Source organism: Chromatiales bacterium, assembly GCA_014762505.1.
Lineage (GTDB): Bacteria > Pseudomonadota > Gammaproteobacteria > SpSt-1174 > SpSt-1174 > SpSt-1174.
The window spans coordinates 37,439-63,062 of sequence record JABURS010000035.1; the positions used below are offsets into that span (position 1 = coordinate 37,439).

Genomic DNA, 25,624 nt, shown 5'->3' on the forward strand with positions numbered 1-25,624 from the left:
TTGCGACTTACCTCCCACACCTCAAGGACTTGTAGTAGTTGATGAGGCCGTTGGTGGAGGCGTCGTGGCTGTCTACCGGCGTGTCGTCGGCCAGTTCGGCCAGCACCTTCTTCGCCAGCGTCTTGCCGAGTTCCACACCCCACTGGTCGAAGGAGTTCACGTGCCAGATCACGCCCTGGGTGAAGATCTTGTGTTCGTACAGGGCGATGAGTACGCCAAGGGTGTGTGGCGTGAGGCGGCGGAACAGTAGGCTGTTGCTCGGCCGGTTGCCCTCGAAGACCATGTGCGGCAGGCGCACGTCCATGTCCTCCGGGGAGAGGCCGAGTTTCTTCACCTCCTTGCGTGCCTGGGCGAGGCTGCGCCCCTTCATCAGTGCCTCGGTCTGGGCGAAGAAGTTGGAGAGCAGGATGCGGTGGTGATCGCCCACCGGGTTGTGTGACTCGGCCGGAGCCAGGAAGTCGGCCGGGATCAGCTTGGTGCCCTGGTGGATGAGCTGGTAGAAGGCGTGCTGGCCGTTGGTGCCGGCCTGTCCCCAGATGATGGGACCGGTGGAATAACCGACGCGGCGGCCGTCGCGGTCGATGTACTTGCCGTTGCTCTCCATGTCCGCCTGCTGCAGGTAGCGGGGCAGCAGCGAGAGGTACTGGTCGTAGGGCAGGATGGCGTGGGCCTGTGCGCCGAAGAAGTTGTTGTACCAGACCCCGAGCAGGGCGAGGATCACCGGCAGGTTCTGTTCGAGCTCGGCCTCCTGGAAGTGCCGGTCCATGGCATGCGCACCGGCCAGCAGCTCCTCGAAACGGTCCATGCCCACGGCCAGCACGATGGGCAGCCCGATGGCCGACCACAGCGAGTAGCGGCCGCCCACCCAGTCCCAGAACTCGAACATGTTGGCGGGATCGATGCCAAAGGCCTCCACCCCCTCGCGATTGGTGGACACCGCGACGAAGTGGCGGGCGACGGCCGCCTGGTTGCCGTCGCAGGCCGCGAGCAGCCAGTCGCGCGCGGTATGCGCGTTGGTCAGCGTCTCCTGGGTGGTGAAGGTCTTGGAGGCGATGATGAAGAGCGTGGTGCGTGGATCGACGCGCTTCAGGGTCTCGCTGATATCGGTGGCATCGACATTGGAGACGAAGTGCAGGCGCAGGCGCTCGTGCCCATAGGGCTTGAGCGCCTCGCAGACCATGCGCGGGCCGAGGTCGGAGCCACCGATACCGATGTTGACCACGTCGGTGACCACCTCGCCGGTGAAGCCCGTCCACTCCCCGCTGCGCACGCGCGTCGAGAAATCGCGCATCCGCGCGAGCACGCCACGCACCAGCGGCATGACGTCCTCGCCATCGACATGCACGGGGGTGTTGCCGCGATGGCGCAGCGCCGTATGCAGCACGGCACGCTGCTCGGTGTTGTTGATCCGGTCGCCACGCAACATGGCATCGCGCCAGTCCTCGAGCTCCATGCCCCGCGCGAGCTCGAACAGATACTGCATCGTCTCGTCGACGATGCGGTTCTTGGAGTAATCGAGCAGGAGGTCCTCGAAGCGCGCCGTATAGCGCTCGAAGCGCTGCGGATCGTCGCGGAACAGGTCGCGCATGTGGCGACTCTTCATCGCGTCGTAATGCGCGGCGAGATGCGCCCAGCCGGATGTGGTCGTCGGGATCGTCATCGATCGTCGTCACCCCGTAACTGGAGCCGGATCAGAGACGGCGGTTGCATGTGCTGGTCGTTATTCCCTGTCGACGCTGTTGCGCCAGGCCTGGTCCTCGGCATCGAACAGCCGCGCCGATTCGGCCGGCCCCCAGCTGCCCGCGGGATAATAATGGATAAAGCTGTTTTCTTCACCCCAGACCCTGAGCACGGGGTCGACCACGCGCCAGGCCCACTCGACCTCATCATAACGAAGAAACAGCGAGCGCTCACCCTGTATCACGTCCAGCAGCAGGGCCTCGTAGGCGTCAATCTTCACGTCGTCATGTGCGCAGTAGCTGGCATCGAGCTGGGTGGTACGCGCCTTCATCTCCAGTCCGGAGCGCTTCACCTGCATCTCCAGGCGTATGCATTCATCGGGCTGGATACCGAGCAATAACCAGTTGGGCCGGATGCGCTCCACCGCGGTGTCGCGAAACAGCTGCTGCGGCGGGTACTTGAAGCGGATGCTCACCATGGCGCTGTCGGCGGCCATGCGCTTGCCGGTACGCAGGTAGAACGGCACGCCGCGCCAGCGCCAGTTGTCGATGTAGAGCTTGAGCGCGGCGTAGGTCTCGGTGAGGCTGTCGGCGGCCACGCCCGCCTCTTCCCGGTAGGCGCGCACGGCCTCGCCGTTCACCGTGCCGCCTGCATACTGGGCGCGGAAGGCGTGGTCGTGCACGTTCGAGGGCGCGATGGGACGGATGGAACGCAGCACCTTCACCTTCTCGTCGCGCAGGGCCTCGCCCTCCAGCGAGGAAGGCGGTTCCATGGCCACCAGGGTGAGCATCTGCAGCAGATGCGACTGGATCATGTCGCGCAGGGCACCCGCGTCCTCGTAATAGGCCGCACGCCCCTCGATGCCGCGCGACTCGGCATGCACGATCTGCACGTGGTCGATGTAGTTGCGGTTCCACAGCGGCCCGAGCAGCAGGTTGGCGAAGCGGAACACGAGGATGTTCTGGATCGTGCCCTTGCCCAGGTAGTGATCGATGCGAAAGATCTGCTGCTCGGTGAAGTGCCGGTGCAGGCTCTGCTCCAGGGCCTGCGCGCTCTCCAGGTCATAACCGAAGGGCTTCTCCACCACCAGGCGGCGCCAGCCCCCCTCCTGTGCGTGCAATCCCTGGGCCGCCAGACGCTGTGCCACCTCGGCATATTCGGCTGGCGGGATGGCCATGTAGAACACGGCATTCGGGGGCAGGGCCGCGTCCTCGTCCAGACGCTGGCGCAGGGCGGCGTAATCGGCGTCCTCGCGCAGGTCGCCACGCTGAAAGTGCAGGCGCGCGGCAAACCGCGCGAAGACTTCGGCATCCAGCCGGCCCTTGCGTGCCCGGGCGGCGAGTTGCGTCTTCACCTCCTCGCGCCACTGCTCGTCGCGCCAGTCGCGCCGCCCCACCCCGAGCACCCTGAGCCCGTCCGGCAGCTGGCCGTCCTCTTCCAGGTGATAGAGCGCGGGCAGCAGCTTCAGCGCGGCGAGGTTGCCGGTGGCGCCGAAGATGACGAAGGTGCAGGGCTCGTTGGTCATCGTGCGCCTATTTGGCCCGGGTGATGGCATGGCCGCCGAAGGCGCGGCGCATGATGGACAGCACGCGGTTGCCGTAGGCGGTCTCGTCCTGGCTGTCGAAGCGCGTCCACAGGGAGCCGGCGATCACCGGCGCGGCCACGCCGAGTTCCACCGCCTCCTGCACCGTCCAGCGGCCCTCGCCGGAATCGGCCACCACGGGGGCGATATCCGCCAGCGCCTGGTCCTGGGTGAAGGCCTCGGCGGTGAGGTCCAGCAGCCAGCTGCGCACCACCGAGCCATGGCGCCACATCTCGGTGATCTCGGCGAGGTCCAGCGCGAACTCCTCCTTCGCCCGGAGGATGGCCAGGCCCTCGGCCATCGCCTGCATCATGCCGTACTCGATGCCGTTGTGAACCATCTTGGTGAAGTGGCCGGCTCCGACCGGGCCCACGTGTGCCCAGCCACGATCCACACCAGGGGCGAGATCGCGGATGACGGGCTCGATGACGCGAAACACCGCCTCGTCCGCACCAACCATCATGCAGTAGCCGTTGTCCAGCCCCCAGACGCCGCCCGAGGTGCCGGCATCGGCATAACGGATGCCGTGCTCGGCGAGCATCTGCCCGCGGCGCATGCTGTCACGGTACCAGGCGTTGCCGCCGTCGATGACGATGTCCTCGGGCTCGAGCAGCGGGATCACCTCCTTGAGCGTCTGCTCGGTGATCTCCCCGGCCGGCAGCATCAGCCACAGGACGCGCGGCGCCTCCAGCCGGCCAATGGCCTCCGCCACCGTGGCCGCCGGGATGATGCCGTCCTCGCGTTCCAGCTGTGCCGCCACCGCCGGATCACGGTCCACGCCCACCACCGAGTGGCCCGCGCGCGACAGGCGCCGCGCCATGTTGCCGCCCATACGGCCCAGACCGATCATTGCCAGCTGCATGTTACCCTCGCTTGCTCGTTGAGAATTCCGTAAAGTAAAGCACCTTCGCGAACGGCCCGTCCAGGTGACCGTCGTAACACAGGCGTGTAACGCCTTGGTGAAACCTGCATCGAGCCGCTTCGAACAACCGCCCGCCCATGAAGATCCTGTTCGCCACCAGCGAGGCCTTTCCGCTCATCAAGACCGGCGGGCTCGGTGACGTCAGCGGCAGCCTGCCGCTCGCGCTCAAGTCGCTGCGCCAGGATGTGCGTCTGATCCTGCCGGCCTACCCCGAGGCGCGTCGCCGCATCGCCCGCCTGCGCGTGATGGCCGAATTCGAGCTGCCGCCGTTCCCCGGGATGGTGCGCATCCTGCGCGGCCGCCTGCCGTCCACGCGCCTGCCGCTGTATCTCGTCGACGCCCCCCTGCTCTTCGATCGCGCAGGCGACCCCTACCGTGCCCCCAACGGGGGCGACTGGCAGGACAACCACCTGCGCTTCGGCCTGTTCGCCCAGGCCGTGGTACGCGCGGCGCTGGGCCAGGCGAACCTGGACTGGCAGCCCGACATCGTGCACTGCAACGACTGGCAGACCGGCCTGGTGCCCGCCCTGCTGGCCGCGCAGGCGGAACGCCCGCGCACCCTGTTCACCATCCACAACCTCGCCTACCAGGGCCTGTTCCCGCCGCAGACGCTGGCCGAACTCGGCCTGGACTCGCGACTGTGGCACAGCGAGGCGCTGGAGTTCTACGGCCAGCTCTCCTTCATCAAGGGCGGGCTGGTATTCGCCGACCACCTGACCACGGTCAGCCCGACCTACGCCAAGGAGATCCAGACGCCGCGCCAGGGCTATGGCCTGGCCGGCCTGCTGACCCATCGGCGCGACCAGCTGACCGGCATCCTCAACGGCATCGATTACCGGGAGTGGGATCCGCACGGCGATCCCTATATCCATACGCCCTTCGATGCCGAGACCCTGGCCAACAAGGCAAGCAACAAGCATGCCCTGCAGGAGGCCTTCGGCCTGGAGCCGCGGCCGCGCACGCCGCTGCTCGCCTTCATCGGCCGGCTGGTGGAGCAGAAGGGCATCGACCTGCTGCTGGACGCCGTGCTGCCGCTGCTCGCCCAGCAGGACCTGCAGTTGGTGCTGCTCGGTACCGGCGAGGCCGGCCTGGAGCGGCGGGTACGCGACCTCATCGCCACCTTCCCCGACCGCGTGGCCGGGCACATCGGCTACAGCGAGGCCCATGCCCACCTGATCGAGGCCGGCGCGGACATCTTCGTCATGCCCTCGCGCTTCGAGCCCTGCGGGCTCAACCAGATGTACAGCCTGCGCTACGGCACCCCGCCCGTGGTGCGCCGCACCGGCGGCCTGGCCGACACGGTCGTCGATGCCACGGCCGCCACACTGAAAAACGGCACGGCCACCGGCTTCCACTTCGAACAGGACGACCCCCTGGCCCTGCGCGAGGCCCTGCTGCGCGCCATCGCGCTCTACGACCGGCCCACCGCCTGGCGCCGCCTGGCGCAACAGGGCATGACCCGCGACTTCAGCTGGGAACGCAGTGCCCGCGACTACATCTCGCTCTACAAGTCACTGATGAAAAAGACGAATTAGCCTTTCCGGGGGATACCCGGATCATTCCTCTCCGCGGCCGCATTGGCATCGCCATGGCCCGGCAAGCTATAATGTGCGGCTGTTTTTGCCCGGGGCACGCATCACCCACGCCCCCGGCGGGGGACTTCATTCCGATCGCGAACACCACCGGCCACAGGCCGCGGGGGACTGTTTTGTCTATGAATGCTGCACTGAGAACGCACACCGGCCCGCAGGACAAGGAGCTGCGCTCACGCGTGAAGCTGCTGGGGACACTGCTGGGCAACCTGCTGCGCGACCACGCGGGACAGGCGGTCTACGATGCGGTGGAGAAACTGCGCAAGGGCTACATCGGTCTGCGCAAGAAGGACGACCAGGCCAGACGCCGGCGCCTGATGCAGCTCATCGACGACCTCGACGTGCAGACCCTGGAACAGGTGATTCGCGCCTTCAGCATCTACTTCATGCTGGTCAATCTCGCCGAGGAAGCCTGGGCGCATCGCTGGCGCCGTCGCCAGCTGCATGCCGGCGGTCCGCTGTGGCGCGGCTCCTTCGATCACACCCTGCGCGAATTCCATGAACAGGGCATCGACCCCGATCAGGTACAGACGCTGATCGAGAAACTGCGCTACATGCCGGTGTTCACGGCGCACCCCACCGAGGCACGCCGCCGCTCCATCATGGAGGCGCAGCGCCGCATCTTCCTCACCAGCAACAAGCTCGACAACCCGAAGCTGTCGAGGGAAGAGCGTCAGGACATCATCGACGAGCTGCAGAGCCAGATCCAGATCCTATGGCGCACCAACGAGGTACGCACCAAGAAGCCGCAGGTGCGCGACGAGATCAAGTACGGCCTGTTCTACTTCCAGGAAAGCCTGTTCGAGGCCGTACCCACCACCTACCGCTTCTTCGAGAAGGCCATCCGCCGCACCTACGGCCTGCGCGAGGACGGCTCGCCGGTGATCGAGGTGCCGAGCTTCATCCGCTTCGGCTCCTGGATCGGCGGCGATCGCGACGGCAATCCCAATGTCACCCCCGAGGTCACCGAGCTGGCCGTGCGCCTGCAGATGCAGGAGGTGCTGGAGGAATACCTGCGCCACATCGATGCCCTGCGCCACATCCTCACCCACTCGATTCTGCTCTGCCAGCCCTCCGCGGCCTTCATGCAGAGCCTGGAACAGGACGAGGGCATCAGCAACCTGGTGTTCGGCGGCTATCCCGACCGCTTCCGCACCGAGCCCTACCGCCGCAAGCTCTATTTCATCGCCTACCGCCTGCGCGAGACGCTGAAGACCGTGCGCCGTCGCCTGGATGGCGAACGGGCGGTACTGCCCTCCGTGGCCTATGCCTCGCCGGCCGAACTCCTGGCCGATCTGCACGTGATGCGCGACTCGCTCACCAGCCACGGCGACGGCAATATCGCCAACGGCCGGCTGAAGGACCTGATCCGCCTAGTGGAAAGCTTCGGCTTCCACCTGCTCAATCTGGACATCCGCCAGGAATCCACCGTGCATACCAGCGCGGTCACCGAGATCCTGGCCCAGATCGCCCCTGACACCGACTACCGGCGGCTCGACGAGGCCGGACGCCTGGCGGCACTCAGCCGGCTGATCAGCGAGGACAGCCTGCCGGCGGTCGATACCGAGGCCCTGGGCGAGCAGGCCCGCGAGACGCTCGCGACCTTCGCCGTAATGGCGGGCATGCGCGAGGAGGCCGGTCCCGAGACCTTCGGCACCTACGTCATCTCCATGACGCACACCGCCAGCCACGTGCTGGAGGTGATGCTGCTGGCCCGCCTGGCGGGCCTGGCCGGTCGCCGCGATGGCGAGTGGTTCTGCGACATCCTGATCTCGCCGCTGTTCGAGACCATCGAGGATCTCAAGCACGTCGAGCAGGTGCTCACCGACCTGCTCGGCAACCCGACCTATGCCGCCCTGCTGCGCGCCTCGGGCAACCTGCAGGAGGTCATGCTCGGCTACTCGGATTCCTGCAAGGACGGCGGCATCATCGCCTCCTCCTGGAACCTGTACCAGGCACAGCAGAACATCATCCGCCTGACCGATGCGCATGGCGTGGAATGCCGCCTCTTCCATGGCCGCGGCGGCACCGTCGGCCGCGGCGGCGGCCCCACCCACGAGGCCATTCTTTCCCAGCCGGCCGGCACGGTGCATGGACAGATCAAGTTCACCGAGCAGGGCGAGGTGCTGTCCTACAAGTACAGCAACCTGGAGACGGCCGCCTACGAACTCACGATGGGTGCCACCGGCCTGCTCAAGGCCAGCCGCGGCCTGGTGGAAAAGTCCAGCGAGCAGCCGGCCAGCTCCCTGCAGCTGATGGAAAGGATGTCGCAGTACGGCGAGGACAGTTACCGCGACCTCACCGACCACACGCCGGGCTTCCTCGACTACTTCTACGAGGTCACCCCGGTGATGGAGATCGGCCAGCTCAACATCGGCTCGCGCCCCTCGCACCGCAAGCAGACCGACCGCTCCAAGGCCTCGATCCGCGCCATCCCCTGGGTGTTCGGCTGGGCGCAGTCGCGCCACACCCTGCCCGCCTGGTATGGCATTGGTTCGGCCCTGGAGCGCGTGCGCGCGGACGACCCGCAAAACCTCGAACGCCTGCGCCGGATGTATTGCGACTGGCCCTACTTCCGCGCCCTGCTGAGCAACGTGCAGATGTCGCTGTTCAAGGCCGACATGGGCACCGCCGCCGAGTATGCACAGCTCAGCAGCAATCCGGAGCAGGCCAGGAGCATCTTCGAGAAGGTACGGAGCGAGTACGAACGCACGGTGCGCAACGTGCTGGAGGTGGTGGAAGAGGATCACCTGCTGGCGGAGAACGAGGCCTTAGCCCTGTCGCTGTCGCGGCGCAATCCCTACCTGGACCCGCTGAACCACGTGCAGATCACCCTGATCCGCCGCACGCGGGCCATCGATCTGGACGCGACCATGAACGCGGCCTGGCTGAGCCCGCTGCTGCGCAGCATCAACGCCATTGCCGCCGGCATGCGCAACACCGGCTAGAACGCCCCGCGGACAGGAATCGCGGGCAAAAAAATGCCCCCTCTGGCGAGGGGGCTAATGCCGGACAATGCAAAGCAAACAAGCTAAATCCCATTAAACACGACCCTCAGGTCCGTTTGCCGAGGGCGGCGACGACACGCTCGGCGTCGCGTCGCTCCCGGTGGTCCATCTCCTCCCTGAGCTCCACCAGCCGTTCCTCGGCCGGCGGATAGGCTTGCTGGGCGGCGCGTGCGTACCAGCGGAAGGCCTCCAGCCGGTCGCTCGCCACCCCGATACCGCGGTGATAGATCTCGCCCAGCTTGAACTGGGCGATGGCCCATCCCTCCTCGGCGAGCTGTGTGAGGCAGCGCACGGCCTCCTGCGGATTCGGCTCTGCCCCGTTGCTGCCGTGGAGCTGATCCAGCCCGCGCTCGTAGAGCGCGACCGAATCGCTGGCGACGGCCTGCTGGGTCATGCCCAGCATCAGCACGCCGCACATCATCATGGCAAGAGCAATCATGACTTTCGTCATTCGCGTTCCCCTTTTGCTCTCATGCGTTCTCCCCCCTGATCGTCATGGTAATGACGGGCGCCTGCCGGGCAACGGCAGGACGGGCGGAACTTGAATGGGTTCACAGGGGAGAAGTGCAAAAGGTGATGACGATCACAGGTCGCCCGAGGGCGGGACGGCCGGTGCCGGGGGTACGCATGGCGGGCGACGGGGCGCCCGCCGGGGGATCAGGCGGCCTGCACCGGGATCGCGTGGCTGGTGCGGGCGATCTGGTTGCGCTCGTTGACGTAGACGAGGTTGGGCTTGAAGTCGGCGACCTCGGCCTGGTCGAGCTGGGCATAGGCGCAGATGATCACGCGGTCGCCAGGGGCGGCGAGATGCGCGGCGGCGCCGTTCACGGAGATCACGCCACTGCCTTCCTCGGCACGGATGGCGTAGGTGGTGAAGCGCTCGCCGTTGTTCATGTTGTAGATGTGGATCTGCTCGTACTCGTGGATACCCGCGGTGTCGAGCAGGCGGCCATCGATCGCGCAGGAGCCCTCGTACTCCAGCTCCGCGTGGGTCACGCGCGCCTGGTGCAGCTTGGCCTTGAGCAGAGTCAGATGCATGCCTGTGAAACCTCGGTATCGCTGTTGAACGTCAGACCCGGACCGATCGGCCGGGCTGGCAATTATGCGGGATTCGCCCGCCTGCGGCAAACCCCGCCACACCGCCCGGGAGCGGCCATCGGGATCGCCTAGGGCCGCGTGAACGGGAGGTTGTCGATCAGGCGCGCGCGCCCGAGCCAGGCGGCGGCGAGCACGATGAGTTCGCGGTCCCCGGGTCCGGGCAGGGCCAGGTCGGCCGCGCGGCGCACGCTGATGTAATCGGGGCGGAAGCCGGCCTTTTCAAGGGCCCGGGCGGCATGCGCCTCGGCCCCGGCAAGGTCCGGCTCACCGGCCTTTAGGGCCTCGACCAGCTCGCGCAGGATGGCATGGAGCCGCGGCGCACGGGCCCGCTCCTCGGGGCTGAGATAGCCGTTGCGCGAACTGAGGGCCAGGCCGTCGGGCTCGCGCACCGTGGGCAGGCCCTCGATGGCCACCGGGAAGTCGAGATCGGCGACCAGACGCCGGATCACCAGGAGCTGCTGCCAGTCCTTCTCGCCGAACACGGCCACGTCCGGCTGCACCATGTTGAAGAGCTTGGCGACCACCGTCGCCACCCCGGTGAAGTGCCCGGGCCGGGAGGCCCCCTCCAGGACCTCCGTCACCCCAGCCACCTCCACGCGCGTGAGGCTGCCACCGGCCGGGTAGACCTCGGCCTCCGGCGGGGCGAACAACAGGTCGGCGCCGGCCGCGGCGAGCGCGGCGGCATCCGCCTCCAGGGTGCGCGGGTAGGCGGCCAGGTCGTCGGCGCGGTCGAACTGCAGGGGGTTGACGAAGATCGAGACCACCACGCGCTCGGCAAGTGCGCGGGCCCGCTCGACCAGGGCCAGGTGCCCGGCATGCAGGTTGCCCATGGTGGGCACCAGGGCGATGCGCGCCCCCTGGCCACGCCAGTCGGCGACGGCCGCGCGCAGGCCGGCGATGGTCACCTCGCGCTGCATCAGAAGGCGTGTTCGGCCGTGGGGAAGCGGCCGGTCTTCACCTGGTCGACGTAGTCACGGATGGCAGCCTCGATGCCCTCGGCACCGGCGAGGAAGTCCTTCGCAAAGCGCGGCATGTTGCCGGTGAGGCCCAACACGTCGTGCAGCACCAGGATCTGCCCGTCGCAGCCCGCCCCCGCGCCGATGCCGATCACCGGGATGGCCACGGCGTCGCGGATACGGTCGGCCAGGGCCGCCGGCACGCATTCCAGCAGCAGCAGGTCGGCCCCCGCCTCGGCCAGCGAGAGCGCATCGCGCACCATGGCATCGGCGGCGGCGGCCTCCCGGCCCTGCACGCGATAGGCCCCCAGCTTGTGTATGGACTGTGGCTTGAGGCCCAGGTGGGCACAGACCGGGATGCCGTTTTGTGCCAGCAGCCGCACGGTCTGTTCCTGGGCGGCACCGCCCTCGAGCTTGACCATCTGCGCCCCGCCCTCCTTGAGGAAGCGGGCGGCGTTGTCCAGGGCCCGCTCGGGCGTGGGATAGCTCATGAACGGCATGTCGGCCATGAGCAGTGCCCGCTCGCAGCCACGCGCCACGCAACGGGTGTGATAGAGCATCTCCTCCATCGTCACCGGCAGGGTGGTCTCGTGCCCCTGCACCACCATGCCCAGCGAATCGCCGACCAGGATCACGTCCATGCCGGCGGCATCGAGCACGCGGGCAAAGCCTGCCTCGTAGGCCGTCAGGCAGGCGATCTTCTCCCCCTCGGCCTTGAGCTTGCGCAGGCGGGTGACGGTCGTGCGGCGGATGTCCTGGTGTCGACTCATGGGCAGTCTCTGGCAGTGCGATTGGCCCGCTGCCTGGCGCTTACATCGCGAAGGGCAGCGGGTTGAAATAGTGGCGGCCGCTGCGCTGGGTGCGGATCTGCTCCAGCAGGGCCTGGTAGTCCGGCTCGCGGTTCACCAGATCGATCTCGCTGGCGTTCACGATCAGCAGGGGCGCGTCATTATAGTGGTAGAAGAATTCCGTGTATGCATCGCACAGCCGCTGCAGGTAGGCGCTGTCGATGGTCTGCTCGTAGCGCCGGCCACGCCCCGCGATGCGTCGCAGGAGCACGTCCACCGGGGCCTGCAGGTAGACGACGAGGTCCGGCACCGGGGCGTCGATGGTCATCTGCTGGTAGACCTGCTCGTAGAGCGCGAGCTCGTCGGCGTCCAGGGTGAGCCCTGCAAACAGGCGGTCCTTCTCGATGAGGAAGTCGGCGATGCGCACCGGGCGGAACATGTCCGCCTGGCGCAGCGCCTGCATCTGGCGCACCCGTTGCATGAGGAAGAAGAGCTGGGTGGGCAGGGCCCCGGCACGCGGGTCCTGATAGAAGCGCTCGAGAAAGGGGTTCTCCTCCGGCCCCTCCAGCAGCAGTTCGGTGCCGAAATCCTCCGAGAGTCGCCGCGCCAGGCTGGTCTTGCCGACGCCGATCGGCCCCTCGATGACGATATAGCCGGGCAGGTCGCGGCTCATGCCTCCGACTCCCTGGCGTCCGTCTCCAGCACCCGCAGGCCGTCCCGCGGGCAGCGCGCGCACAGCGCGTCCAGGGCGCCGAGACGCGGAATGACGAGATCCGGCGCGATCTCCTGCAGGGGATAGAGCACGAAGGCGCGCTCGGCCAGGCCGGGATGCGGCACGGTGAGCCGCTTGCTCTCGATCACGGCATCGCCGTAGAGGAGCAGGTCCAGGTCCAGGGTGCGCGGCCCCCAGTGTTGACCCCCGCGCACGCGACCATGCGCCTGCTCGATGGCGAGCAGCGCCTCCAGCAGGCCCTCGGCCGGCAGCCGCGTCTGCAGACAGGCCACGGCATTGACGTAATCGGGCTGATCCTGTGGGCCCATGGGCGGATTGTGGTAGAGCCGGGAGGCCGCGGTGAGCGTCACCCCCTCGATCCCGCCGAGCTCCTCCAGCGCCCGGGCCACCTGGGCGGCCGGGTCGTCGAGGTTGCTGCCCAGGCCGATGTAGGCGGTCGTGCCCTGCATCACCTCAGTCACCCCCTCCGCCCTTCTTCGGCGGGCGACGACGCCGCCGGCGCCTGGGCTTGCCGCTGCCCTTGCCCTCGTTGCCGGCACCGGCCAGCAGCTTCTGCTGGCCGGCGGCGTCGGTCTCCTGGAACTCGGTCCACCACTGGCAGTCCCCCGGCGGCAGCTCGCCCGAGCGGCTGCGCAGGCAGAGGAAGTCGTAGGCGGCACGAAAGCGCGGGTGGGCGGCCAGGCGCAGGGCCCGTCCGCGGGACTTGTGGCGGAAGCGCGGCTGCAGGGTCCAGATCTCGCGCATGGGAATGCCGAAGCGCTTGGGGATGGAGGTGGCCCGCTGCTGCAGGCTCATGATGTTGTGCGCCGCCTGCTGCAGGGCCGGGATCTCCGGCACGCCGTCCTCGGCCATGATGGCCGCCGCCTCGTGGCGCAGGGGCTCCCACAGCAGGGCGGCGAAGAGGAAGGCCGGCGTCACCGGCCTGTCCTCGTTGATGCGGGCGTCGGTGTTGGCCAGGGCATTCAGCACGAAGGTGACGGGGAAGCCCTCCTCTTCGTGGGCCAGGGCCTCTTCCGTGAGCGGGAAGAGGTGCTCGAACAGGCCGTAGTGGCGCAGCATCTCGAAGGTCTGCACGGCACTGCCGCCATGGAACAGCTTGAGCACCTCGTCGAACAGCCGCGCGGGGCTGATCTCGGCCAGCAGGTCGGCGAACTCGTGCATGCCGGCCTCGACCGCCGGGTCGATGCGGAAACCGAGCTTGGCGGCGAAACGCACGGCGCGCAGCATGCGCACCGGGTCCTCGCGAAAACGGGTGTCGGGATCGCCGATCAGGCGCAAGCGACCCGCCTCGAGGTCCTTCATGCCGCCGACGAAGTCGACCACCGAGAAGTCGGCGATGTTGTAGTAAAGGGCGTTGATGGTGAAGTCACGGCGCCAGGCATCCTGGTCCAGGGTGCCGTAGACGTTGTCGCGCAGGATGCGTCCGTCGTCGCTGGTGACGGCGGCGGCCTCGCTCGCCTCGTCGTCGTCCTCGTGCGGGGCACGGAAGGTCGCCACCTCGATGATCTCGCGACCGAAGTGCACATGGGCCAGGCGGAAGCGCCGGCCGATCAGGCGGCAGTTGCGAAACAGCTCGCGCACCTGTTCGGGACGCGCGTCGGTGGCGATGTCGAAGTCCTTGGGTTCGCGTCCCAGCAGCAGGTCGCGCACGCCACCGCCGACGAGAAAGGCCTGGTAGCCCGCCTCGTGCAGGCGGTACAGGACCTTGAGCGCATTCTGGCTGATGTTGGCCCGGGAGATGGGGTGCTCGGACCGGGCGTAGACGCGTGGTTCGGCGGCGTTCTGGTTGTTGTTGTACACGGCCCCGGCCAATCTGAAAGGGTAACGAAGCAGGTATCGTATCAAGTCTTTCAACGACTTGCAGTTGGTTCCCGGTGTGGTACTCACGTCGTGATTATCCTCGTTGCTTGCCCAGCGCATCGCGCAGGCGGCGGCGGTCGCGCTTGCTCGGCCGACCGCCGGTCTCGACCCGCGCGAGGCGGTCCAGCCGGCGGGTCTCCGCCAGGGCCTCCCGCTTCGCCAGGCTCTCGGGCGTCTCCTCGTAGAGGCCGGCGGCCTCGGCGGCGGGACGCCGCTGATCGTTCAGGGCCTCCACCACGACCTCGTAGCGCTCCTCGCCCCGCAGGATCTCCAGCCGGTCACCCGGCCGCACGGTGCGGGCCGGCTTCACACGCTGGCCGTTGACATGCACCTTGCCGCCCCCGATGGCCGCGGTGGCGGCCGCGCGGGTCTTGAAGAAGCGCGCCGCCCAGAGCCACTTGTCCAGGCGCAGCTCCGCCAGGGGCTCACGTCCCGCCATCAGCCGCAGCCATCCAGCACGAAGTTGGCCAGCGACCAGCCCGAACGGAAGGCCCCCTCCAGCCGCGGCGAGATGCACCAGTCGCCACACAGGCCGAGGCGCGCACCGGCATCGAACAGAAAGGGCGTGTCCTGCCCGCCCAGCGGCATGGCCTCGCGCCAGAAGCGGGCGGCGCGCACGCGCGGCTTGGGCAGGCGCTGACCGGTGGCCTCGGCGAAGGCCTTGAGCAGCGCCTGGATGACGTCCTCCGGCGCCATCTCCTGACGCGTCTCCGTCCACTCGGGCGTGGCATGCAGCACCCAGGCCTCGCGCTCGGCGCGGCGCGGCTTGCTGCTGTTGCGGGCGACCCAGTTGAGCGGCGAGCGCGCGACATAGGCCGCATCGTACGGCAGATCCAGCGGCTCGTCGAAGCCCAGCAGCACGGTCCAGCCGGGCGTCATCTGCACGCCGGCGAGCCGGCCCGCCAGATCCGGGCTCAGCGGCTCGACCAGACGCAGGGCCGCTGCCGGCGGCAGGGCCAGCACGACCAGGTCGTAACGGCCCAGGTCCTCCCCCAGGCGGTCGATCAGGCGCAGGCCCTCGCCTTCGGGCACCAGGCGCATCACCTCGGTACCCACCCGCACCTCGCAGAGTTCGCCCAGGTGGCGCGCCAGGGCCCCCATGTTGGGCGTGCCCACGTAGCGGGGCATGGCGTCGCGGCTCATGAAGTTGCCGCGATCCACCTCGACCACCCAGCCCTGCCAGGGCTGCACCACGCCCTCCAGCAGCCAGCCTTCCAGGGCCTCGCAGAACTGCTCGTCGTGGGCGGTGAAGTACTGGGTGCCGGCGTCGAATTCGTAACCCCGGGCACGGTAGCTGGCCATGCGCCCGCCGGCATGCAGGCCGCGCTCGAAGACACGCACCTCGGGGATGTCGAGGACCAGCGAGGTGGCGCAGGCCAGCCCTGCCATGCCGGCACCGACGATGGCCACCGATTCGGGCGCCGTGGCCAGCGGGGCGAAGGGGGACCCGTCCGGCCGGTTCATGCGCTGCCCCGGGTCGTGTTCATGCTCTGGGTCATTCGGCCCAGGCCACGATGTGATCCTCGTAGTCCTCGTCCACCACCGCGCTCTCGCAGACGACGCGCCCGCGCACCGACTGACCGGCGGCATGCACGGAGGCGGGGTCGCCGGTGAGCAGCGGGTGCCAGACCGGCAGGTCGCCACCCTCGGCCAGTCGCCGGTAGGCGCAGGTCGAGGGCAGCCAGTGGAACTGCGCGAAGTCCTCCTGCGACAGGTCGATGCAGTCGTCCACGCGCTCCAGGCGGTGCTCGTAGTCGCTACAGCGACAGCTGTTGGTATCCAGCAGGCGACAGGCGATGTCGGTGTAGTAGACATGGGCATCATCAGAGCCGCTGTCCTGCAGCTTGTGCAGGCAGCAGCGCGCGCAGCCGTCGCAGAGCGACTCCCATTCCGCCCGCGTCATCTCTGCCAGCGTCCTGGCCTGCCAGAAGGGCTGTGTCATGCGGCCGTATCCCCTGCGACCGTCTGCTGCAGGCGCTCGCGCAGTGCGGGGAAGTCGCGTGGCGGGACGTATTCCAGCACCTCGCGCTCCTCCTCGCCCAGCAGCAGCGCCAGCCCCTTGTCGGGATAGAGCCAGTAGGTCTGCGTGTTATTCAGGCGCAGGGTCTCGGCCGGCGGGCCGAAGCGCTGTTCCACGATGGCGGCATCGTACTGCGCCGTCGGGATATAGGTGAGCGCCCCCACCGGCAGGTCGTACACCGAACGGATGTCGGCCTCGGTGAGACCGAGCTTGCGCGCCCCGCTGGGCATGGGCTCGCTGTTCGGCGCGCGGTCGGCCATGGCCGCGAGTTGCGCCTCGTCGGCCGCCAGCCGCGCGATCACGCGGGCCTCCAGCACGCCCAGCGTGATGCGGCCGAAATAGGCCTCGAGATACAGCCCGCCGTCGGCCTCGCGGAACAGGGCGATCTCCGGCAGGGCGCGAAAGGTCTGGGCCACCGTGCGCAGGTCCGACTCGCCCAGGGTCACGCCGAACACGCGCGACCCCCCGTCCGCCAGGGACTCCACCACCCAGGGCAGGTCCTGCGTCGCCAGCTGGCGCGGGTCGTCACAGGCTGCAAGCAGCAGCATCAACCCGAGCGCCATCAGCGTGCCTTTCATCTCGTTCACTCCACAGCATCCATTTACAGGTAGCCAGATCATACCATCCCGTCCGGCATCAGGTTTGGCTCCCCGTCCACGCCGGGTATAATCCGCCCGCGCAACGAGGAGACCCCAGACGCATGGCATTGACCGACTTCCTGACCGCCGGACGCATCCCGCGCGAGCTGGTCGGCGCGACACTCGTGATCGCCGACACCGACACCCTGCACCGTGCCGACGGCTTCCTGACCGACCTGGCAGACCGCCTCGGCAACGTCGGCGTGGGCAACCTGGGGCCGGGTGCGTACCGTGGCCGCTTCGCCGCCGTCGACCTGCCGGAGGACCACGGGGCCGATCGCAAGCGTCTGAAGAAGCTGCGCCCGGCCCGTCTGATCGTGCTCGGCGAGGCCCGGGGACGCTTCGATCTGGTGCGCGCGGCCGGCGGCGACAAGCTCTGGCTCAATGCCCGGGACGCCCAGGCGGCCGCTACCGGCTGCCGCGTGGTCACCGCAGCTAGCGCGGCCGAGGCCGCCGCCATTCCCGGCGCCATGGCCACCGGCGACCCCCTGCCCGGCCTCGAGGCCCTGCCGCAGCCCGACTTCGACCCGGCGCTGTGTGAGCGCTTCCGCGAATACCGCGAGCGCCAGCACCCCGTGTTCTACGTGGCCCTGGCCGACGCCGTCGAGGTGACCAGTGCCTACGGCATGCTGTTCGAGATCCTGCGCAAGAAGACCGCCATCATGCTGTTCTCGCTGGCCGATCCCGACCAGCACGAGCGGGTCTATCACGATGCCATCAAGTACAGCATGCCCACCATCCGCCACTCGCGGCTCTACACCTCCTTCGTGCCGCGCAAGAACCGGGTGTACTTTATCGAGAGCGCCGAGGTGCGCCAGCCCCTGTACGTCTGCCCGGACCTGCTGGTGGCCGGCGGCACCCTCTCGCCGGAGGCCACGGCCGCCCCGGACCTGGCCGTCGCCCTGCAAGCCGGCCGCCCGGTACTGGTCGGCCCCAACCGACGCGACCCGCTGACGGCGGCGGCGCTGGCCGCCGGCGTGGTGGCCGGCGGCGAGGACGTGGACGGCCTCGCGGCGCAGGCCATGGCCCTGTTCGACGACCCGGAGGCCGCCACCGCCCTGGGGGCACGGGGCCGGGAATGGCTGCGGGAGCAGACGGGGGCCCGTGGACGGGTCCTCGCCCTGCTGGCACCCTGACCCTGCAAACACCGGCCTGATCGGCTAGAATCGAAGCATTATTGTGTGTACGGAGGTTCCACCATGGCCACGATCTCACCGGTCGCCGGTAACGCCCTGCTGGGTATCCAGCGCGGCATGAACGGGCTGCGCGAGAACGCCGCCGAGATCGCCAGTGCCGAGCGCCTGAACGGCACGCCGCCGGCCGGCACCCGCGACGTGGCCGCCCCGCTGGTGGAAAGCCGTGCAAACGCCCGACAGGTCGAGGCCTCGGTCAAGGTGCTGGCCGCCGAGGACCGACTGCTCGGCAGCCTGCTGGACGTCAAGGCCTGACCCGTCGCCCGCCGGAGGTCTCCTGATGCTCGACGGCCCCAGCTTCCCCCCCTCGCTGCAGACCACGCCCGCGAAGCGCTACGCCGGCCCGCGGGTGGGCGGTGGCGGTGTGGCCGCCCCCGTGGCCAGTGCGCGACCGGTGGAGGATACCGAGCAGAATGCCGCCGCCCGCCAGGGCGAGGCCCGCGACAACAGCCGGGAGCAGCAACAGCTGCAATATCTGCGCGCCCGTGACCAGGAGGTGCGCAATCACGAGCGGGCCCATCTGGCAGCCGCCGGCCCCCCCGCCCGCGGCGGGGCGCGCTACGACTACCAGCGCGGGCCGGCCGGGCGCATGTACGCGGTGGGTGGCGAGGTCTCCATCGACACCTCGCCGGTACCGGGCGACCCGCGGGCATCCCTGGAAAAGGCGGAGACCGTGCAGCGCGCGGCCCTCGCCCCGGCACAGCCCTCTTCGCAGGACCTGAGCGTCGCGGCCCAGGCCCGGCAAATGGCCGCCCAGGCCCGGGTGGAGATCGCCCGGCAGCAGGCCGAGGAACGGGCCGACGGGGACAGGACCGGGGACCTGCCCTCCCGTGGTGACCTCGCCCAGCGCATCGGTGCGATGGGCGGCGGGCTGAGCAGCCTGGCCGCCAGACCCGACCCCCTGCTCGACGCCGTCGTCTGATCCTGCCCGAAGCGGCTCAGGACTGGCGCGAGCGGAACGCCTTCAGCCAGGCCTGCGAGTACTCCCCGGCACGCAGCCGCTCCTCGGGCTGCAGCTCCTTCGCCACCCGTTCGCGATAGCGCACCGCATTCACCAGCCCCAGTTCGGCGGCGATGTTGTACCACTTGTAGGCCTCGATGTCGCTGCGCTCCACGCCGTTGCCCAGGGCGAAACAGCGCGCCAGGTTGTTGGCCGCCTCGGCGTGTCCGGCCTCGGCGGCGCGATGATACCAGCGGGCCGCCTGCTCGTAGTCCTGCGGCAGCCCCTCCCCCGTGTCGTACATGAGGCCGAGCTTGAAGGCGGCCTGCGGGTTGCCCTGCTCGGCCGCCGTCCAGAACCAGTGTGCGGCCTCGTTCGGGTCGGCCTCGCCGGCCTCGCCGCCCTCCAGCATCACGGCCAGGTTGAAGGCCGCATCGGGAAAGCCCTGCCCCGCCGCCAGGCGGTAGTAATGCAGGGCCAGCGCCGGATCGCGGGCCACGCCGTCGCCGGTGTCGAGGATCACGCCCAGGTTGTACTGCGAGCGGGCATCGCCGGCATCGGCCAGGGTCTGCCAGAGGCGAATGGCGCGCTCGCGCTCACCCGCGAGCCAGGCATCCAGGGCGGTATTGAAATCGGTCATCTTGGCTATTCGCGAAAGGTGAATGGGGTCTTCGGGCAGGCGCGATTCTGCAAGCCCCCGCCCGGCAAGTCAAAACACGCCGGCTCAGCGCCGATGCGCCTGCTCGTGATCGAGCAGCCGCTGCTTCACGGCGAGGCGCTCGCCCCGCGTCTGCCCGCTGAAACCGCCCAGGCCCTGCGCGGCGACTACCCGGTGGCAGGGCACGACCAGCGGCACGGGGTTGCGCCGGCAGGCCCCGCCGACGGCCCGGGGGGCGCTCCCCAGCACCCGGGCGAGCTCGCCATAGCTGCGCACCTCACCGGGGGGGATGGCCTGCAGGGCCTCGCGCACCCTGGCCTGGAAGGCCGTGGCGGCCGGCGCGAGCGGCAGGTCGAAGCGATGGCCCGGGTCGGTGAAGTAGGCCCGAAGCTGGGCCACCGCCTCGGCCGCCAGGGGGTGGGTCGGGGCCTGGCAGGGGGTGCGGGCATCCAGCCAGTCGATGTCGCTGAGCTGCTCGTCACGCAGGCGTATGCCCAGACGCCCGATGGGCGTGTCGATGACGGCCTGGTAGCCGGTGTCTGCCATGATCGCTACTCCTTCAGGCGCAGGGCCTGGAGTTTCTGGCGCAGCACCACCTGGCGCTCCGGTTCCCCGGTGGCCTGCAGCAACTGCTGGTAGATGCGCCGGGCATCGTCGACATGCCCGGCCTCGGCCAGGGCCTCGGCGGCATAGAAGCGACTGGTCTGTGCCCAGGGGTCGAAGGCATGCGGGTCGTGCAGCACGGCGGAACGCAGATACAGCCAGGCAGCCCGTTCGTAGTCCCCCAGGGCCTTGTGCGAATCGGCCTGCCAGAACAGGACCTCGCGCTGCTGCTGGGGGTCGTCGATACGGGGCGCAAGGCCCGTGAACAGGCTGATCGCCGCCTCGTGGCGCTGCGCCGTCTGCAGGTCGAACAGCAGCTGCATGAAACGGTCCGCCTGATCCTTGTCCAGGCTGGCGTGCTGCGCCAGCACCGTGAAGAGTGCGTCGATGCCCTGCTCTTCGTGACCGCCGAGGATGTGTATGCGCGCCCGGCGCAGCTGCCACTGGAAAGGATCGGCATCGGCCGGGGCCCGTACCTCACCGCCCATCAGCGAGGAGGCGAGACGCACGTCGCCACGGGCCAGGGCGTAGTCCGAGAGCACCTGGCGGGCATCGCCCGGCAAGCGGCGGCGGTCATCGTAGCGCGCCGACTGCAGGTAGAGGGCCGCCACCGCCTCCTCCCCGCCCTCCTCGGCCAGCAGGGAGCGGATCAGTGCGGCATGGGCCTGATCGCGGCTGCGCTCCGCGGCCCCCTGCTGCACCACCACGGCGAAGAGGGCGCGACGTTCCAGCACGGCCTTGTCACCCAGCGCGGCGGCCGCGGCGAGCCAGGCCGCGTCGTCACCGATCAGCAGCTGTCGCTGGTTGCCCAGTGCGCGGCCGATGCGCAGGTAACCGTCCCAGAGGGCATCCCCGTCGTAGGCGAAGACCGCATCGCGCTCGCCCAGCTGACGATCATGCGCCAGGGCGCGCTCCAGGTACCAGACGCGCCGGAGTTCGTCCTGCTGGCGCTCCGCCGCGCGGGCCGCCACCTGCCAGTAGCGCGCCCGATCGGCGGGTTGCAACGCCTGTCCACCGGCCGCCGCCTGTGCCTGGCGGCGCAGGGCGTCGACGTCCGCCCCGCTGTCGCCAAGCCTTGCCAGCAGTGCCAGCGCCAGGGCCTCCGGGCGCTCGTCGTCCGCAAGCACCTGCTGCGCCTGGAGCGGCTCGCCGGCACGCAGCAGCACCCTGGCCCAGAGGATGCGCTCCTCCTCGTTCGGCTCGCCGTAGTCCTGGGCATAGCGCCGTAGGGCGACATGGGCGTCGCGCAGCCGCCCCTCGACCACATAGGACTCGATGACGAGCCGGCGCCAGTAGCGGATCGCCGCAGACTCCGGGCGGGGCGCGATCTGCCAGAGCAGGTCGCGCAGCACGGCCCTTGCCGCCGCTCCCTGCTGCAGGCGGAGCCCGGCCACTGCCTGCCGGGTGCGGGCCCAGGCGAGGAAGTCCGGCGGCAGGTCGGCCGGATAGTCCGTCACCCGCTCCACCACCTCGGCCCAGCGCTCGCTGGCCTCGAGCAGATCCAGCCGGGTGCGCTCCCAGGACAGCCAGGCGGCCTGCTGGCGCAGACGGTCGGGCTGCAGGCGATCGATCATCGACAGGGCCAGCCCCGGGGCCCCGGCCCGTGCCAGGTCCAGCATCTCCTGGGGCGCGCGCTGCGCATGGGCAGTGAGGGCGAGACAGAGCAGCAAGGCTGCGATGGCGAGGCGGACGGCGTGTAAACGGGCGGGAGAGATCATGGCGGCATTGTAGCCGGGCAGGAAGCGGCAAGACCAGCAGGGTACGGGGGGAGCTTGACGGCCGTCCCAAACGACCGCGGGCGCGCCGGTCTCCCGGCGCGCCCGCGGTACAGGACCACCCCGGGGACAGGTCCCCGGAGAGTCCGGCCTAGATCTTTTCCTTGATGCGGGCGGACTTGCCGCTGCGCTCGCGCAGGTAGTAGAGCTTGGCGCGACGCACGGCACCGCGGCGCTTGACGGTGATGTCACCGACCACCGGGCTGTCGGTCTGGAACACGCGCTCCACGCCCTCGCCGTTGGAGATCTTGCGCACGGTGAACGCGGAGTTCAGGCCGCGGTTGCGCTTGGCAATCACGACGCCCTCGAAGGCCTGCATGCGCTCGCGATCGCCTTCCTTCACCTTCACCTGCACGACCACGGTGTCACCCGGGCCGAAGGCCGGGATTTCCCGGGTCATCTGTTCCTGCTCAAGCTGCTCGATGATGTTGCTCATGGCACCAACCCCTAAAGATTCCTGATTCTGTCACTCTGAACTGTCAGCGTGTTCGTGTATGTACTCGTCCAGCAGTCGCCGATCCGCGTCACCGAGTTCCATCGACTCCAGCAACTCGGGACGACGCAGCCAGGTACGACCCAGCGCCTGCTTGCGCCGCCAGCGCTCGATTTCGGCATGATTGCCACCCAGCAGTACTGCCGGTACCCGTCGCCCGTCGATAGCTTCGGGGCGCGTGTAGTGCGGGTGATCGAGCAGACCCGCCATGAATGAATCCTGCTGGGCCGACTCCTCGTCGCCCAGCGCGCCGGGCAGCAACCGCGCCACGGCATCGATCAGTACCATCGCCGGCAGCTCACCGCCGCTCAGCACATAGTCGCCGATCGACCATTCCTCGTCGATTTCGGCCTCGACCAGACGCTCGTCGATGCCCTCGTACCGCCCGGCGATCAGCACCAGGTGTCCGGCCCCGGCCATCGCACGCACCGCGTCCTGGTCCAGGCGCCGGCCCTGCGGGCTCAGGTAGATCACCCGGACGGGGCCTTCCGTCGCCGCCCGTGCATCGCGTATCGCAGCGCGTAGCGGCTCCACCTTCATCACCATCCCGGGGCCACCGCCGTAGGGGCGGTCATCCACGGTGCGGTGGCGATCCTGCGTGTATTCACGCGGGTCCCAGGTGGCCAGTTCCAGCAGGCCGCGCTCCACGGCGCGTCCGGTCACGCCCACCTGGCCGACGACCTCGACCAGTTCCGGGAAGATCGTCACCACGTCGATGCGCATGGCTAGAACTCCGGGTCCCAGTCGACGCGGATCTCGCCGGCTTCCAGATCGATCGCGTCGATCACCTGCTCGCGGATGTAGGGGATGAGGCGTTCCCTCTCCCCGGTCACGACCAGCACATCGTTGGCTCCGGTCTCGATCAGTCGCTCGACCCGGCCTAACTCCACCCCGTCGAGGGTGGTCACCCTCAGGCCGATCAGATCGGCCCAGTAGTACTCGCCGTCCTCGAGCGTCTCGAGTTCGTCGCGGTCGATGGCAATCGGCACGTCGCGCAGCGCCAGCGCCGCATCCCGGTCGTTCACGCCGCGCAGCTTGGCGACCACCAGCTGGCCCTGCAGGCGCCCGTCTTCCACCTCGACCGCCTGCCACTGCCCATTCAGCTGCAGATACCAGCGCGGGTAGTGGACGATATTGTCTCGCGGATCGGTGTCGGAATAGACCTTCACCCACCCCTGGACGCCGAAGACGCCCGAGATGCGCCCGACGAGCAGCTTCCGCGAGTCAGCGCCACCCATCGTCATGCGGGCGGTCGCTTAGTTCGCAGCGGCCTTCTTCGCCTGCTTGATCAGTGCCGCCACGCGATCGCTGGGCTGGGCACCCTGGCCGAGCCAGTAGTTGATGCGATCGTCTTCGACGTGCAGGCGCACCTCCTGACCGCGGGCCACCGGGTTGTAGTAACCCAGGGTCTCGATGGAGCCGCTGTCCCGACGCTTGCGGGAATCGGTCACCACGATGTGGTAGAAGGGGCGCTTCTTGGCACCGCCACGAGAGAGTCGAATGCTGATCATTTAGCTAAGACCTTGTCAGTACAGCAATTTTTCGGAAAATCCGCATACCCGCCGGGTCGCTACCGACAACACGGCGAAAATAGACGGCGAATTGTACAGCTTTTTGCAAAAAAGTGAAGGGGAATCAGGCAACAGGCGCCGTCACCCCTTCCCACGCCTCAGAAGGGCATGCCCGGGGGCATCTTGCCCTTCATCATGCGCATCATCTTGCCCATGCCCCCCTTGGAGAACTTTTTCATCGCCTTGCTCATCTGGGTGTACTGCTTGAGCAGGCGGTTGACGTCCTGCACCTGGGTGCCGGAGCCGCCGGCGATGCGGCGTTTGCGCGAGCCCTTGATGATATCGGGGAAGCGGCGCTCCTGCCGGGTCATGGAATTGATGATGGCGATCATGCGCCGGATCTCGCCGTCGTTGGCCTGCTTCTTCACCGCCTCGGGCACGTTGCCGGCCCCCGGCAGCTTGTCGAGCAGCGAGCCGATGCCCCCCATGGAGAGCATCTGCTGCAGCTGGTCGCGCAGGTCCTCCAGATCGAAGCCCTTGCCCTTCTGGATCTTCTTCGCGAGCTTCTCGGCCTTGTCCTTGTCGACCTTGCGATGCGCCTCCTCCACCAGGCTGAGCACGTCGCCCATGCCGAGGATGCGCGAGGCGATACGGTCCGGGTGGAAGGGCTCGAGCGCGGTGGAGCGCTCACCCATGCCGATGAACTTGATCGGCTTGCCGGTGATGTGGCGCACCGACAGTGCCGCGCCACCACGGGCATCGCCGTCCGCCTTGGTGAGCACCACGCCGGTGAGCGGCAGGGCATCGTTGAAGGCCTGGGCGGTGTTGGCGGCGTCCTGGCCGGTCATGGCGTCGACCACGAACAGGGTCTCCACCGGCTTGATGGCGGCGTGGATGCGCTGGATCTCGCCCATCATCTCTTCGTCGATGTGCAGGCGACCGGCGGTGTCGACGATGAGCACGTCCTTGAACTGCCTGCGCGCCGCGTCGATGGCGCCGCTGACGATGGCGAGCGGGTCCTGGTCGGCGGCGCTGGGGAAGAAATCCACCCCCACCTCGCCGGCCAGGGTCTCCAGCTGCTTGATGGCGGCCGGGCGGTAGACGTCGGCCGAGACCACCATCACCGATTTGTTCTCCCGCTCCTTGAGAAAACGCGCCAGCTTGCCGACGGTGGTGGTCTTGCCCGCGCCCTGCAGACCCGCCATCAGCACCACGGCCGGCGGCTGGGCGGAGAGGTCCAGCGACTCGTTGGCATCGCCCATGACGTGGACCAGTTCGTCGTTGACGATCTTGACGAAGGCCTGGCCCGGCGAAAGGCTCTTGAGGACCTCCTGGCCTACGGCGCGCTCGCGCACCTGCTCGATGATGGCCTTGACCACCGGCAGGGCGACATCGGCCTCGAGCAGGGCCATGCGCACCTCGCGCAGGGTCTCCTTGATGTTGTCCTCGGTGAGCCGGGCCTGCCCGCGCAGGCGCTTGACGGTTCCGGCCAGGCGATCTGTGAGATTCTCAAACATGCTGTTCCACAATGGCGACGACGGCCCGCCGCCACGCGGCCGGCCATCGGGAAATCG

General features: G+C 68.6%; 27 protein-coding genes. 5 read left to right on the forward strand and 22 right to left on the reverse strand.

Annotated elements, in window-relative coordinates; translation table 11 throughout:
• Positions 1 to 7 precede the first annotated feature (7 nt).
• Genes pgi through gnd form a run of 3 tightly spaced genes read right to left on the reverse strand, consistent with a single transcriptional unit; the run spans position 8 to position 4,124 of the window.
• Complete coding sequence (pgi, locus tag HUJ28_07045; protein MBD3619209.1) at positions 8 to 1,660, reverse strand: glucose-6-phosphate isomerase; 1,653 nt, start codon at positions 1,658 to 1,660, stop codon at positions 8 to 10.
• 60 nt (positions 1,661 to 1,720) lie between these two features.
• Positions 1,721 to 3,205 carry a glucose-6-phosphate dehydrogenase gene (locus HUJ28_07050; GenBank protein MBD3619210.1) on the reverse strand — a complete coding sequence of 495 codons (1,485 nt, stop codon included), beginning with the start codon at positions 3,203 to 3,205 and terminating at the stop codon, positions 1,721 to 1,723.
• A 7-nt stretch (positions 3,206 to 3,212) separates the two neighbouring features.
• Complete coding sequence (gene gnd, locus HUJ28_07055; protein MBD3619211.1) at positions 3,213 to 4,124, reverse strand: decarboxylating 6-phosphogluconate dehydrogenase; 912 nt, start codon at positions 4,122 to 4,124, stop codon at positions 3,213 to 3,215.
• 137 nt (positions 4,125 to 4,261) lie between these two features.
• Between gnd and glgA the strand changes: the two genes are divergently transcribed.
• Together glgA and ppc are read left to right on the forward strand one after the other, a co-directional pair.
• Positions 4,262 to 5,719, forward strand: coding sequence for a glycogen synthase GlgA (gene glgA, locus HUJ28_07060; protein MBD3619212.1), 1,458 nt, complete (start codon positions 4,262 to 4,264; stop codon positions 5,717 to 5,719).
• A 179-nt stretch (positions 5,720 to 5,898) separates the two neighbouring features.
• Entirely contained in the window at positions 5,899 to 8,724 is a 2,826-nt protein-coding gene (ppc, locus tag HUJ28_07065; GenBank protein MBD3619213.1) for a phosphoenolpyruvate carboxylase, read from the forward strand.
• A gap of 106 nt (positions 8,725 to 8,830) precedes the next feature.
• On the opposite strand, the gene HUJ28_07070 is transcribed toward ppc, so the two are convergent.
• The 11 genes from HUJ28_07070 to HUJ28_07120 all read right to left on the reverse strand — a co-directional run bounded on the left by HUJ28_07070 (position 8,831) and on the right by HUJ28_07120 (position 16,817).
• The gene (locus HUJ28_07070) at positions 8,831 to 9,235 is read right to left on the reverse strand and encodes a sel1 repeat family protein (GenBank protein MBD3619214.1); all 405 of its coding nucleotides are present in this window, start codon (positions 9,233 to 9,235) and stop codon (positions 8,831 to 8,833) included.
• Positions 9,236 to 9,441: 206 nt separating this feature from the next.
• On the reverse strand, positions 9,442 to 9,822 hold the full coding sequence (locus HUJ28_07075) for an aspartate 1-decarboxylase (protein ID MBD3619215.1): 381 nt from the start codon (positions 9,820 to 9,822) through the stop codon (positions 9,442 to 9,444).
• A gap of 128 nt (positions 9,823 to 9,950) precedes the next feature.
• On the reverse strand, positions 9,951 to 10,799 hold the full coding sequence (locus HUJ28_07080; protein MBD3619216.1) for a pantoate--beta-alanine ligase: 849 nt from the start codon (positions 10,797 to 10,799) through the stop codon (positions 9,951 to 9,953).
• Positions 10,799 to 11,608, reverse strand: coding sequence for a 3-methyl-2-oxobutanoate hydroxymethyltransferase (gene panB, locus HUJ28_07085; protein MBD3619217.1), 810 nt, complete (start codon positions 11,606 to 11,608; stop codon positions 10,799 to 10,801). Before panB ends, HUJ28_07080 begins: the two co-directional genes overlap by 1 nt.
• Positions 11,609 to 11,648: 40 nt before the next feature.
• Complete coding sequence (locus HUJ28_07090) at positions 11,649 to 12,299, reverse strand: deoxynucleoside kinase (protein ID MBD3619218.1); 651 nt, start codon at positions 12,297 to 12,299, stop codon at positions 11,649 to 11,651.
• Positions 12,296 to 12,808: a 2-amino-4-hydroxy-6-hydroxymethyldihydropteridine diphosphokinase gene (gene folK, locus HUJ28_07095; GenBank protein MBD3619219.1), complete on the reverse strand. Its 513-nt coding sequence runs from the start codon at positions 12,806 to 12,808 to the stop codon at positions 12,296 to 12,298. Before folK ends, HUJ28_07090 begins: the two co-directional genes overlap by 4 nt.
• 4 nt (positions 12,809 to 12,812) lie before the next feature.
• The gene (pcnB, locus tag HUJ28_07100) at positions 12,813 to 14,279 is read right to left on the reverse strand and encodes a polynucleotide adenylyltransferase PcnB (GenBank protein ID MBD3619220.1); all 1,467 of its coding nucleotides are present in this window, start codon (positions 14,277 to 14,279) and stop codon (positions 12,813 to 12,815) included.
• Complete coding sequence (locus tag HUJ28_07105; GenBank protein MBD3619221.1) at positions 14,254 to 14,658, reverse strand: RNA-binding protein; 405 nt, start codon at positions 14,656 to 14,658, stop codon at positions 14,254 to 14,256. The genes pcnB and HUJ28_07105 overlap by 26 nt, the downstream gene beginning before the upstream one ends.
• Positions 14,658 to 15,683: an FAD-dependent oxidoreductase gene (locus tag HUJ28_07110; GenBank protein MBD3619222.1), complete on the reverse strand. Its 1,026-nt coding sequence runs from the start codon at positions 15,681 to 15,683 to the stop codon at positions 14,658 to 14,660. The genes HUJ28_07105 and HUJ28_07110 overlap by 1 nt, the downstream gene beginning before the upstream one ends.
• 31 nt (positions 15,684 to 15,714) lie before the next feature.
• On the reverse strand, positions 15,715 to 16,161 hold the full coding sequence (locus HUJ28_07115) for a YcgN family cysteine cluster protein (GenBank protein ID MBD3619223.1): 447 nt from the start codon (positions 16,159 to 16,161) through the stop codon (positions 15,715 to 15,717).
• Positions 16,158 to 16,817: a hypothetical protein gene (locus HUJ28_07120; protein ID MBD3619224.1), complete on the reverse strand. Its 660-nt coding sequence runs from the start codon at positions 16,815 to 16,817 to the stop codon at positions 16,158 to 16,160. The genes HUJ28_07115 and HUJ28_07120 overlap by 4 nt, the downstream gene beginning before the upstream one ends.
• Positions 16,818 to 17,089: 272 nt before the next feature.
• Here HUJ28_07120 and HUJ28_07125 point away from each other — a divergent pair, with 272 nt between their 5' ends.
• The 3 genes from HUJ28_07125 (at position 17,090) to HUJ28_07135 (ending at position 18,992) form a co-directional block, all read left to right on the forward strand.
• Positions 17,090 to 18,013, forward strand: coding sequence for a 3-deoxy-D-manno-octulosonic acid transferase (locus tag HUJ28_07125; protein ID MBD3619225.1), 924 nt, complete (start codon positions 17,090 to 17,092; stop codon positions 18,011 to 18,013).
• A 63-nt stretch (positions 18,014 to 18,076) separates the two neighbouring features.
• A complete protein-coding gene (locus HUJ28_07130; GenBank protein MBD3619226.1) occupies positions 18,077 to 18,325 on the forward strand; it encodes a hypothetical protein in 249 nt (82 codons plus the stop codon).
• Between the two features lie 25 nt (positions 18,326 to 18,350).
• Positions 18,351 to 18,992, forward strand: a complete 642-nt coding sequence (locus tag HUJ28_07135; GenBank protein MBD3619227.1) for a hypothetical protein — start codon at positions 18,351 to 18,353, stop codon at positions 18,990 to 18,992.
• A gap of 16 nt (positions 18,993 to 19,008) precedes the next feature.
• Here the strand turns inward: HUJ28_07135 and HUJ28_07140 are convergent, their stop codons facing one another.
• From HUJ28_07140 to ffh, 8 genes are all read right to left on the reverse strand, one after another.
• On the reverse strand, positions 19,009 to 19,650 hold the full coding sequence (locus HUJ28_07140; GenBank protein MBD3619228.1) for a sel1 repeat family protein: 642 nt from the start codon (positions 19,648 to 19,650) through the stop codon (positions 19,009 to 19,011).
• An 84-nt stretch (positions 19,651 to 19,734) separates the two neighbouring features.
• Entirely contained in the window at positions 19,735 to 20,214 is a 480-nt protein-coding gene (locus tag HUJ28_07145; GenBank protein MBD3619229.1) for a methylated-DNA--[protein]-cysteine S-methyltransferase, read from the reverse strand.
• Between the two features lie 5 nt (positions 20,215 to 20,219).
• Positions 20,220 to 21,989 carry a hypothetical protein gene (locus HUJ28_07150; protein MBD3619230.1) on the reverse strand — a complete coding sequence of 590 codons (1,770 nt, stop codon included), beginning with the start codon at positions 21,987 to 21,989 and terminating at the stop codon, positions 20,220 to 20,222.
• 148 nt (positions 21,990 to 22,137) lie between these two features.
• On the reverse strand, positions 22,138 to 22,482 hold the full coding sequence (rplS, locus tag HUJ28_07155) for a 50S ribosomal protein L19 (protein ID MBD3619231.1): 345 nt from the start codon (positions 22,480 to 22,482) through the stop codon (positions 22,138 to 22,140).
• A 30-nt stretch (positions 22,483 to 22,512) separates the two neighbouring features.
• Positions 22,513 to 23,262, reverse strand: a complete 750-nt coding sequence (trmD, locus tag HUJ28_07160) for a tRNA (guanosine(37)-N1)-methyltransferase TrmD (protein ID MBD3619232.1) — start codon at positions 23,260 to 23,262, stop codon at positions 22,513 to 22,515.
• Between the two features lie 2 nt (positions 23,263 to 23,264).
• Positions 23,265 to 23,783 carry a ribosome maturation factor RimM gene (gene rimM, locus HUJ28_07165; GenBank protein MBD3619233.1) on the reverse strand — a complete coding sequence of 173 codons (519 nt, stop codon included), beginning with the start codon at positions 23,781 to 23,783 and terminating at the stop codon, positions 23,265 to 23,267.
• A gap of 12 nt (positions 23,784 to 23,795) precedes the next feature.
• Positions 23,796 to 24,050, reverse strand: coding sequence for a 30S ribosomal protein S16 (gene rpsP / locus HUJ28_07170; protein ID MBD3619234.1), 255 nt, complete (start codon positions 24,048 to 24,050; stop codon positions 23,796 to 23,798).
• 158 nt (positions 24,051 to 24,208) lie between these two features.
• Entirely contained in the window at positions 24,209 to 25,567 is a 1,359-nt protein-coding gene (ffh, locus tag HUJ28_07175) for a signal recognition particle protein (protein ID MBD3619235.1), read from the reverse strand.
• Positions 25,568 to 25,624 lie beyond the last annotated feature (57 nt).

What these genes read in the sequence shown, in the direction of transcription:
- HUJ28_07130 (MBD3619226.1), top strand. Translation starts at nt 18,077, where the DNA reads ATGGCCACGATCTCACCGGTCGCCGGTAACGCCCTGCTGGGTATCCAG.
- HUJ28_07080 (MBD3619216.1), bottom strand. Translation starts at nt 10,799, where the DNA reads ATGCAGCGCGAGGTGACCATCGCCGGCCTGCGCGCGGCCGTCGCCGAC.
- HUJ28_07150 (MBD3619230.1), bottom strand. Translation starts at nt 21,989, where the DNA reads ATGATCTCTCCCGCCCGTTTACACGCCGTCCGCCTCGCCATCGCAGCC.
- HUJ28_07120 (MBD3619224.1), bottom strand. Translation starts at nt 16,817, where the DNA reads ATGAAAGGCACGCTGATGGCGCTCGGGTTGATGCTGCTGCTTGCAGCC.
- folK (MBD3619219.1), bottom strand. Translation starts at nt 12,808, where the DNA reads ATGCAGGGCACGACCGCCTACATCGGCCTGGGCAGCAACCTCGACGAC.
- HUJ28_07110 (MBD3619222.1), bottom strand. Translation starts at nt 15,683, where the DNA reads ATGAACCGGCCGGACGGGTCCCCCTTCGCCCCGCTGGCCACGGCGCCC.
- pcnB (MBD3619220.1), bottom strand. Translation starts at nt 14,279, where the DNA reads ATGCGCTGGGCAAGCAACGAGGATAATCACGACGTGAGTACCACACCG.
- HUJ28_07140 (MBD3619228.1), bottom strand. Translation starts at nt 19,650, where the DNA reads ATGACCGATTTCAATACCGCCCTGGATGCCTGGCTCGCGGGTGAGCGC.
- HUJ28_07050 (MBD3619210.1), bottom strand. Translation starts at nt 3,205, where the DNA reads ATGACCAACGAGCCCTGCACCTTCGTCATCTTCGGCGCCACCGGCAAC.
- rplS (MBD3619231.1), bottom strand. Translation starts at nt 22,482, where the DNA reads ATGAGCAACATCATCGAGCAGCTTGAGCAGGAACAGATGACCCGGGAA.
- HUJ28_07070 (MBD3619214.1), bottom strand. Translation starts at nt 9,235, where the DNA reads ATGACGAAAGTCATGATTGCTCTTGCCATGATGATGTGCGGCGTGCTG.
- HUJ28_07135 (MBD3619227.1), top strand. Translation starts at nt 18,351, where the DNA reads ATGCTCGACGGCCCCAGCTTCCCCCCCTCGCTGCAGACCACGCCCGCG.
- panB (MBD3619217.1), bottom strand. Translation starts at nt 11,608, where the DNA reads ATGAGTCGACACCAGGACATCCGCCGCACGACCGTCACCCGCCTGCGC.
- rimM (MBD3619233.1), bottom strand. Translation starts at nt 23,783, where the DNA reads ATGACGATGGGTGGCGCTGACTCGCGGAAGCTGCTCGTCGGGCGCATC.
- HUJ28_07145 (MBD3619229.1), bottom strand. Translation starts at nt 20,214, where the DNA reads ATGGCAGACACCGGCTACCAGGCCGTCATCGACACGCCCATCGGGCGT.
- HUJ28_07075 (MBD3619215.1), bottom strand. Translation starts at nt 9,822, where the DNA reads ATGCATCTGACTCTGCTCAAGGCCAAGCTGCACCAGGCGCGCGTGACC.
- gnd (MBD3619211.1), bottom strand. Translation starts at nt 4,124, where the DNA reads ATGCAGCTGGCAATGATCGGTCTGGGCCGTATGGGCGGCAACATGGCG.
- ffh (MBD3619235.1), bottom strand. Translation starts at nt 25,567, where the DNA reads ATGTTTGAGAATCTCACAGATCGCCTGGCCGGAACCGTCAAGCGCCTG.
- HUJ28_07115 (MBD3619223.1), bottom strand. Translation starts at nt 16,161, where the DNA reads ATGACACAGCCCTTCTGGCAGGCCAGGACGCTGGCAGAGATGACGCGG.
- trmD (MBD3619232.1), bottom strand. Translation starts at nt 23,262, where the DNA reads ATGCGCATCGACGTGGTGACGATCTTCCCGGAACTGGTCGAGGTCGTC.
- rpsP (MBD3619234.1), bottom strand. Translation starts at nt 24,050, where the DNA reads ATGATCAGCATTCGACTCTCTCGTGGCGGTGCCAAGAAGCGCCCCTTC.
- HUJ28_07105 (MBD3619221.1), bottom strand. Translation starts at nt 14,658, where the DNA reads ATGGCGGGACGTGAGCCCCTGGCGGAGCTGCGCCTGGACAAGTGGCTC.
- ppc (MBD3619213.1), top strand. Translation starts at nt 5,899, where the DNA reads ATGAATGCTGCACTGAGAACGCACACCGGCCCGCAGGACAAGGAGCTG.
- glgA (MBD3619212.1), top strand. Translation starts at nt 4,262, where the DNA reads ATGAAGATCCTGTTCGCCACCAGCGAGGCCTTTCCGCTCATCAAGACC.
- pgi (MBD3619209.1), bottom strand. Translation starts at nt 1,660, where the DNA reads ATGACGATCCCGACGACCACATCCGGCTGGGCGCATCTCGCCGCGCAT.
- HUJ28_07090 (MBD3619218.1), bottom strand. Translation starts at nt 12,299, where the DNA reads ATGAGCCGCGACCTGCCCGGCTATATCGTCATCGAGGGGCCGATCGGC.